This is a genomic window from Kamptonema formosum PCC 10802 (assembly GCF_000332335.1).
Taxonomy (GTDB): Bacteria; Cyanobacteriota; Cyanobacteriia; order Cyanobacteriales; family Oscillatoriaceae; genus Oscillatoria.
Map to the genome: position 1 here is coordinate 2903864 of NZ_KB235948.1, position 6593 is coordinate 2910456.

Sequence of the window (6593 nt, forward strand, 5' to 3'; positions counted from 1 at the left end):
GCATATCCCGCCCGATTGGGAAGCGACAGAGGAGCCGGTGTTGTGAATACCATTTCTCCTGGCTGAATCGTCACCACTACATCGGGATGCAAGTTAGATGGCAAAGCAGCCGGTGTTAATTCCGCCGGCACTTCAGTTATGCTAAGCTGTCCTGTATAGGGATTTACCTGCTGGTTTTTCAAAGAACCCGCCGCCACAAATACAGACGCCCCCGGTATATTAGAAGTTGTTACCGTGACATCCGCCGCCGGCTCAATTGTTTCGGCATTCGCCGTGTCAATTGGCGGCAAATAAATAGGCCGGCTGATGACATTGTTGACCCCTGTGTAAACTTCGTGTTCTAATAGCAGTGGCAACTTCTCTGCAATGAACGGATAGGTCACATTCCCGCTAATTCCCTCGCCCCGAACTTTGAGGGTGCTGTCAGGTAACGCCCCCGGAGTTTCTAGTATAAATGAGCCATCTGCTGCGGTGACAGTTTGCAAAGACCCCAGTTCTATAATAACACCGGCAAGCGGTTCTTGTGCCGTATTTTCAATAATCCCAGAAACCCGCGTACTCGTCACTGGGTCTGCTGCGACAGTTAAAGTAACTTCTTGGGGAGTCTCTAGCGCCCCGTCACTGGCGACTAGGGTGAAATTATAGGTGCCAACATCATCGGGTGCCGGCGTGAAAACTAGCTGTCCATTGCCTGTAATTTTGCCTTTGGGAAGTCGGCTGTCTGACCGAATTGAGTAGATAACTCTATCTCCATTTTCGTCTGTTGCACTGAGGGGAATTTCCAGGCGTTCTCCCGGTTTAACAGTTAGCGCCCCCACAGGATTTAAGTTGGGTGCAGTATTGGGTTCCCCCACAAAAACCGAAGTGATAACCGGCACTACGGAAAAGTTAGGATTGCTGAAGATTACCTCAACCGGCGCGGAAGTTTCCCCCGCATTTACCCCCCCGGGTTTAATCGCATTGCGCAGGTTAATATAAGGCTTGCCGGCGGCATCAACGCCAGAGGCATTTTGCAATTCTACCCCCGCCGGCAGGTTAGCGAAACTGACAGCTACATTGCGACTCGCAGCCGGTCTATTATTGATTACTTGCAAAGAAGCTGTATATAAGCCGGTGGCTGAATTCAGGCGCACATCGCTCAAATTCACCTCCAGCGCCTGAGTTTGAGTGAGGTTGCTTATATTCAGTGCCGGTCCTATTGTAGCCTTCTTCTCCTGTACAGGAAAAATTGGGCTAGCAACCCCTTCCGGATCTGTCGTATCTGTCAAATTATTCACTGAGACGGCACTGCCGGTATCGGTGTCGCCGTTAATGATTCGCAGCAGCAGAAAGCCGGTGGGAATCTCTTGCAAACCCGTCAAGTCAATGCTTACCCTTGACCCATTATAGCGCACCAGTCCTGGAGTAAACTCCGCCTGATTCCCCGCAAGAGAGAATAGAACTTTTCCGGGAGTCTGTCCGTCTAAAAGTGTTGAGTGAGGCGATGCCGTATCCACCAGCCAAACCTGAAATCTATCTTCAGTCAGGGATGTTTTGTCTGTCGTGTCAAATTGAGCGTCTAGTTCAAATTCCAGGGTGCGAGAGCCCAAAGTATGGCCTAATTGTATAGGAATTGCTGTTTCTGTCAGCCAACTGTCTCGCTCATGCAGTATAATAGAGTTGGCGGTTTCTGCCGCCCAGCCGGTGCTGCCTTGTTTGCGGATTAAAAAGTTTTCTGTGACTGAGAAATCCACAGACTGTGAAGCCTGGTTGCCGGCTGTGTCAGTTGCAATCACCCCAATATTGTGGTCGCCTAGCCCTAACCCATTAGCAGCAATCGCGGCGTCAAACTGTCCCGCTGCACTCACAGGCACTGGGGATGAACTACCGCCATCTAAGGAGTATTGAACATTGGGAACTCCCCCACCGGTATCGCCGGCTGAACCAATCAGCCGCGCTGTGGAACTGTGCGCCCAACCGGCAATCGGCGCTGTTAAGGAGAGAGAGGGTGCTGCCGTGTCAATTGTAACAGTTAGTGGTGCGGAGGACGCCAGCACACTGCCCGCAACATTTAAGGCCCTCGCTACTATAATATGTGGGCCATCTGTCAGGGGAATTGAGGTAATTTCTCTGGGATTGCTGCTTGTGGTTTCTCCTACCAATTGCCCGTCTGCATACAGCCGCACTTTCGCCACTAGCGCCAGCGTTCCCGTCAAGGCGTCTATCCTAAACGTGGGCGTACTGTCATTGGTTATATTGTCGGTGTTGCTGGCACCGCTGTCGCTGGATGACAGTAAATCTAGACCGATAGTTAGTAGAGGGGGCAGCAGGTACTGGGGGAGTGAGGGATCTCTGAACTGGGGCAAGAAGAAAGCCCCCTCATCGGTTTCAGGGAAGTTCAATAAATTGCTGGAATCGCTCTCAGCTCCCGATGGAATCCATTGAGTGCCAATCTCTAGCTCCCCGGTCCCGCCTGACGGGAAGGCCAACAAATTTTCCCCAGTGTTTGGTTCCATCTCAAATCTACCCCTGACTCCTCACTTGATGATGCCGGTGGGTTTGGCTTTTAGCAGCCCTCACCCGACACCTGCTAGTTCTGCTTGCCTTTTTGTGGCTCAACTTTTTTTACTATAACACCTTTTCTCAGCTTTTGTTGGGAATTTATGTTAATTTATTTTACGGGTTTTAGTGCCGGTGAATTTCTCTCACTTCAGGGTTTGTTAATGTTTGTGAAAAACTTGGGAAGTGTAAAGAGTTTGTCTGGGCTCAAGAACCAGACAGTGATAGAATCAAGGGTTTTTGAAAGACTGGGCAAAAGTAGGGCTTTCTAGGACTGCGGAAATTAAAGCCCTTACTCCTTGCAGGGGCAGGTTTTTTGGTTTGCTTGCTTGGGGCGTGAATCAAGCCGAACCACATCCCTGTAACCTTTCCCCCGCGATCGAGCTCCCGTACTCCCCCGCTTAAAACCCCGCCCCAGCTATTCCTGACGCCGGTAATCCCCAGACTTGCCGCCGGTCTTGCTCAACAGCCGAATCGATTCAATCTCGATGGACTTGTCTAGGGCTTTGGCCATGTCGTAGAGGGTGAGCGCCGCCACAGAAACCGCTGTCAGCGCTTCCATTTCCACGCCGGTTTCTGCCTTGGTGACAACTTCCGCTTCGATCTGATATCCTGGAAGTCGCGGGTCAGCCAACAGCCGCACCTCTACTTTGTGCAGGGGTAAGGGATGGCACAGGGGAATCAGCTGGGCCGTCTGCTTGGCGGCCATGATGCCGGCAATCCTTGCCGTTCCCAAAACATCCCCTTTGGGGGCGTTACCGGCTTGGATGGCCTCGAAAGTGGCCTCGGACATCCGCACAAGACCGGCTGCTACAGCGTGCCGGTGAGTGGCCAGCTTTGCGGAAACGTCCACCATGCGGGCTTCGCCTGCTGCGTCCAGGTGGGTCAAGCCACCCTCCGCCGGCAAATTTGAAGAATTTGAAAAAAGTTCTTGCATTTTTTCTTTCGGCTGTGCTACTATAAATTTCTGTGAGCGGAAGACAGCAAATCGCGCTGGCAGCTCCAACCAGGGCTTGTAGCTCAGTGGACTAGAGCACGTGGCTACGGACCACGGTGTCGGGGGTTCGAATCCCTCCTAGCCCGTTTCACAGAGTGCCCAGTGTTGAGTGGGGAATTTTACCCAACCCAACACTGGGCACTTTCGATCTTTCACGACTTGTCGAAGGCATAGATATCTTTGCCGCGACCTGTGGCGAACCTCAGGGAGTGGGCCAAGTCTTTGCTGGACTGGGTGATGAAGAGGATGAGTGCCAACAATGCCAAACCGGCAGCAATGGCAAACATATTCCTGTAGCCGGTGACCTCGGCAATCGCCCCCAAGATGGGGCCGGCAAGCGCCAGCCCCAAGTCAAACCCGCCCACGCACAGGGAGAAAAACCGGCCTCGCTGTTGCGGGCCGCAGCGGTCAGCGACTAGGGCCACGATCGTTGGGATCAGCGTACCGGACGCAGAACCTTCCAGCCAGGCGGCAAGCAAAAAGGCAGCGGGACTGTTAGACCCCCACAGGGCCAGCATCGCCGCAGTGTAGCAAACTAGACTGCAGGCGATCGGCAGCCCCCGACCGTAGCGGTCTGACGCCCGACCGGTGAATAGTCGCGCGCTAAAACTGGCCACGGCAGCAGCGGTGTAGAACAGACCGGCATTTAAATTGACCCCGGTTTCTTTGATAAACAGCGGCATGTAGGTACTGAGCGTGCCAAATACCAGACCGACCGCCAGCATCACGAGCGTGGGAATCCGCAGGCGAGGGCTCCACAACAGCTGCCAGAACTTTTCCCTCTCTGGGGAACTGGAGGGAAGCCCACCGCTGCTTGCAGCGCTTGCCTCTTTGGCGGCGTTCTGTCTCTCTGGTCTGCCGGCTGCATAAGTGCCCGGTTCCCTCACCTGGTTTACACAGAGTAGCGCCAGCGCTCCCAGACTCGCCGCCATCAGAAACAGCGGCGGGTAGCCGGCTGACTCCTGCAAAAATCCCCCAACTGCCGGCCCGATGGCCACACCAATGGGATTGCTGAGGCTCATGTAGCCAATGATTTCCCCCCGCTGGCGCGGTGGGGACAAATCGGTGACTAGGGCGCTGTAGCCGGTGGTAAAAGCAGCAACGCTGATGCCGTGGAACGCCCGGATGGCTATCAGCCCGGGAATGGATGTCACAACCAGGTAGCCGAGCGGTGCTGTCGCCGCCACACCGGCACCCAACAGCAACACTATCTTCCGCCCCTGCCGGTCTGCCAGTGGCCCCAACCAAGGCCGGGACGGCAGCAGTCCCAGGGCAAACGCCCCCATCACTAAGCCAATTTGTTGCTTTGTCCCGCCCACATGCTGGACATAGAGGGGCACCGTTGGCAGCAACGAAGCGATGTTGCACCAGAACAGCAAGCCGGCGGCAAATAAAATCACCAGGCTGCGTCGCTGGTTCGGTTCGAGTGTGCTAAAGACTTTCAAAGCTCTGAGTTTATTATCAAAAGATTTTATCCCGCTAGCCTAGCGGCTTCGCAGGGGGAGCGGGCTGCCGGCACAGCCGGTGCCTTCTCCCTTCCTAGTGTGCCGCAGCTTAATTTGTTAAGCCATGTTAACAAATTAGCGTCTGGGGATCGGGAAAATGTGAAGCCGGCAGGTCCGACATTCAGCATGCCAGCTTTATACTACAGATATAATACACTAAGTACTCAAACTGGATGGGGGTGCGTTAAGCTGTTACGCTTTTAATATGCTTATTGAAAAAAGGAGGCATAGCCGACCGAGGCTTGTTAGCAGGCAAATCCTGGGCACGAGGGATAGAGATGGATCGGATAAATTAAATGCGCAATAGCTTAATCGCAATCCCTACTGCTCAGCAGCAGGCTCAACCACCTCTCGGACGCGATAGATGGGGCGTCCCTGGGACTCGTGATAGGTGCGCATCAGCAGTTCCGCCATCAGTCCAAAGCTGAACAGCTGCACGCCGGTGACGAGCAGCAGCACCGCCAAAATCAGCAAAGGCCGGTTGCCAATACTCTGGCCTAACCCCAGTTTCAGAAAGGTGAGATAGAGCCCTAACAGCGTCCCCAATATCATAGAAATCAGGCCAAAAAGCCCGAAAACGTGCATCGGGCGGGTGAGGAACTTTTTCAGGAAGAAAATGGTGAGCAAGTCCATCAGCACCCGGAAGGTGCGGCCCAAGCCATATTTGCTGCGACCGTACCGGCGGGGGTGGTGGCGCACGGGCATCTCGGCTATTCTCGCCCCTTCAATATAAGCCAGCGCCGGCAAAAACCGGTGCAACTCGCCGTAAAGGTTCATGTCCGATACCAGCTCAGACCGGTAGGCTTTCATGGAGCAGCCGTAGTCGTGCAATGGCACGCCGGTGACTCGCCCAATCAGCATGTTGGCGATTTTGGAAGGCAGCAGGCGGGTGAGTTTGGCATCCTGCCGGTTTTTGCGCCAGCCACTCACGAGGTCATAGCCTTCGTCTAACTTGGCCACGAGCAGCGGGATGTCCGCTGGGTCATTTTGCAAGTCGCCATCCAAGGTGACAATTGCCCGCCCCCGAGCGTGGTTAAAACCGGCTGCCATCGCGGCAGTTTGGCCATAGTTGCGGCGCAGCAGCACCGCTCGCAAATCTGAGCGGGTGCGCGCTAGTTGTTTTAGCAATTCGGCTGAGCCATCCTTGGAGCCATCATCGACGCAGATGATTTCGTAGCTCAGCTGGTTTTCCGTTAGGGTGGTGGCGATTGTCTCAATCAGCTGGGGCAAGCTTTCCACTTCGTTGTAAATTGGCACCACCGCTGACACGTCAGGGATGGCTTGTGCCTTGGCGCTTGGGGCTGCCGGTGTTTCAGAAAATAAGGAAATGTTCATCGATCCCAGGTTGAGATTGATAGTATATTTTCAAGCATCAGTATGACCGGCAAACCGGGACAGGGAAATTTGGACATGGAGCATTGGGCTGGCACCCCCAGCTATTGACAACTAACCGGTTTATTTTGTGTACCAATGGTACACATTTCTAACTTCCGGAAGAAAGCATATATACAAAACTGGGATTCCGGGTTTTGTAAAAGCCATTCTTTCGGATA

General features: G+C 53.9%; 4 protein-coding genes and 1 tRNA gene. 1 reads left to right on the top strand and 4 read right to left on the bottom strand.

Annotated elements, in window-relative coordinates; genetic code table 11:
* Window positions 1-2495 (bottom strand): Ig-like domain-containing protein (locus OSC10802_RS39940; RefSeq protein ID WP_044170107.1); only part of this gene is annotated, 2495 nt, incomplete at its 3' end.
* A gap of 461 nt (window positions 2496-2956) precedes the next feature.
* Window positions 2957-3475, bottom strand: a complete 519-nt coding sequence (moaC, locus tag OSC10802_RS0112440) for a cyclic pyranopterin monophosphate synthase MoaC (protein WP_017717097.1) — start codon at window positions 3473-3475, stop codon at window positions 2957-2959.
* A 72-nt stretch (window positions 3476-3547) separates the two neighbouring features.
* Here moaC and OSC10802_RS0112445 point away from each other — a divergent pair.
* A tRNA-Arg gene (locus OSC10802_RS0112445) sits at window positions 3548-3621 on the top strand.
* A 66-nt stretch (window positions 3622-3687) separates the two neighbouring features.
* Here OSC10802_RS0112445 and OSC10802_RS0112450 read toward each other — a convergent pair.
* Complete coding sequence (locus tag OSC10802_RS0112450) at window positions 3688-4980, bottom strand: MFS transporter (RefSeq protein WP_017717098.1); 1293 nt, start codon at window positions 4978-4980, stop codon at window positions 3688-3690.
* A 381-nt stretch (window positions 4981-5361) separates the two neighbouring features.
* Window positions 5362-6375: a glycosyltransferase family 2 protein gene (locus tag OSC10802_RS0112455; RefSeq protein WP_017717099.1), complete on the bottom strand. Its 1014-nt coding sequence runs from the start codon at window positions 6373-6375 to the stop codon at window positions 5362-5364.
* Window positions 6376-6593 lie beyond the last annotated feature (218 nt).

Excerpts from the sequence above, each read along its gene's own strand:
- moaC (WP_017717097.1), bottom strand. The coding sequence starts at position 3,475 with ATGCAAGAACTTTTTTCAAATTCTTCAAATTTGCCGGCGGAGGGTGGC.
- OSC10802_RS0112455 (WP_017717099.1), bottom strand. The coding sequence starts at position 6,375 with ATGAACATTTCCTTATTTTCTGAAACACCGGCAGCCCCAAGCGCCAAG.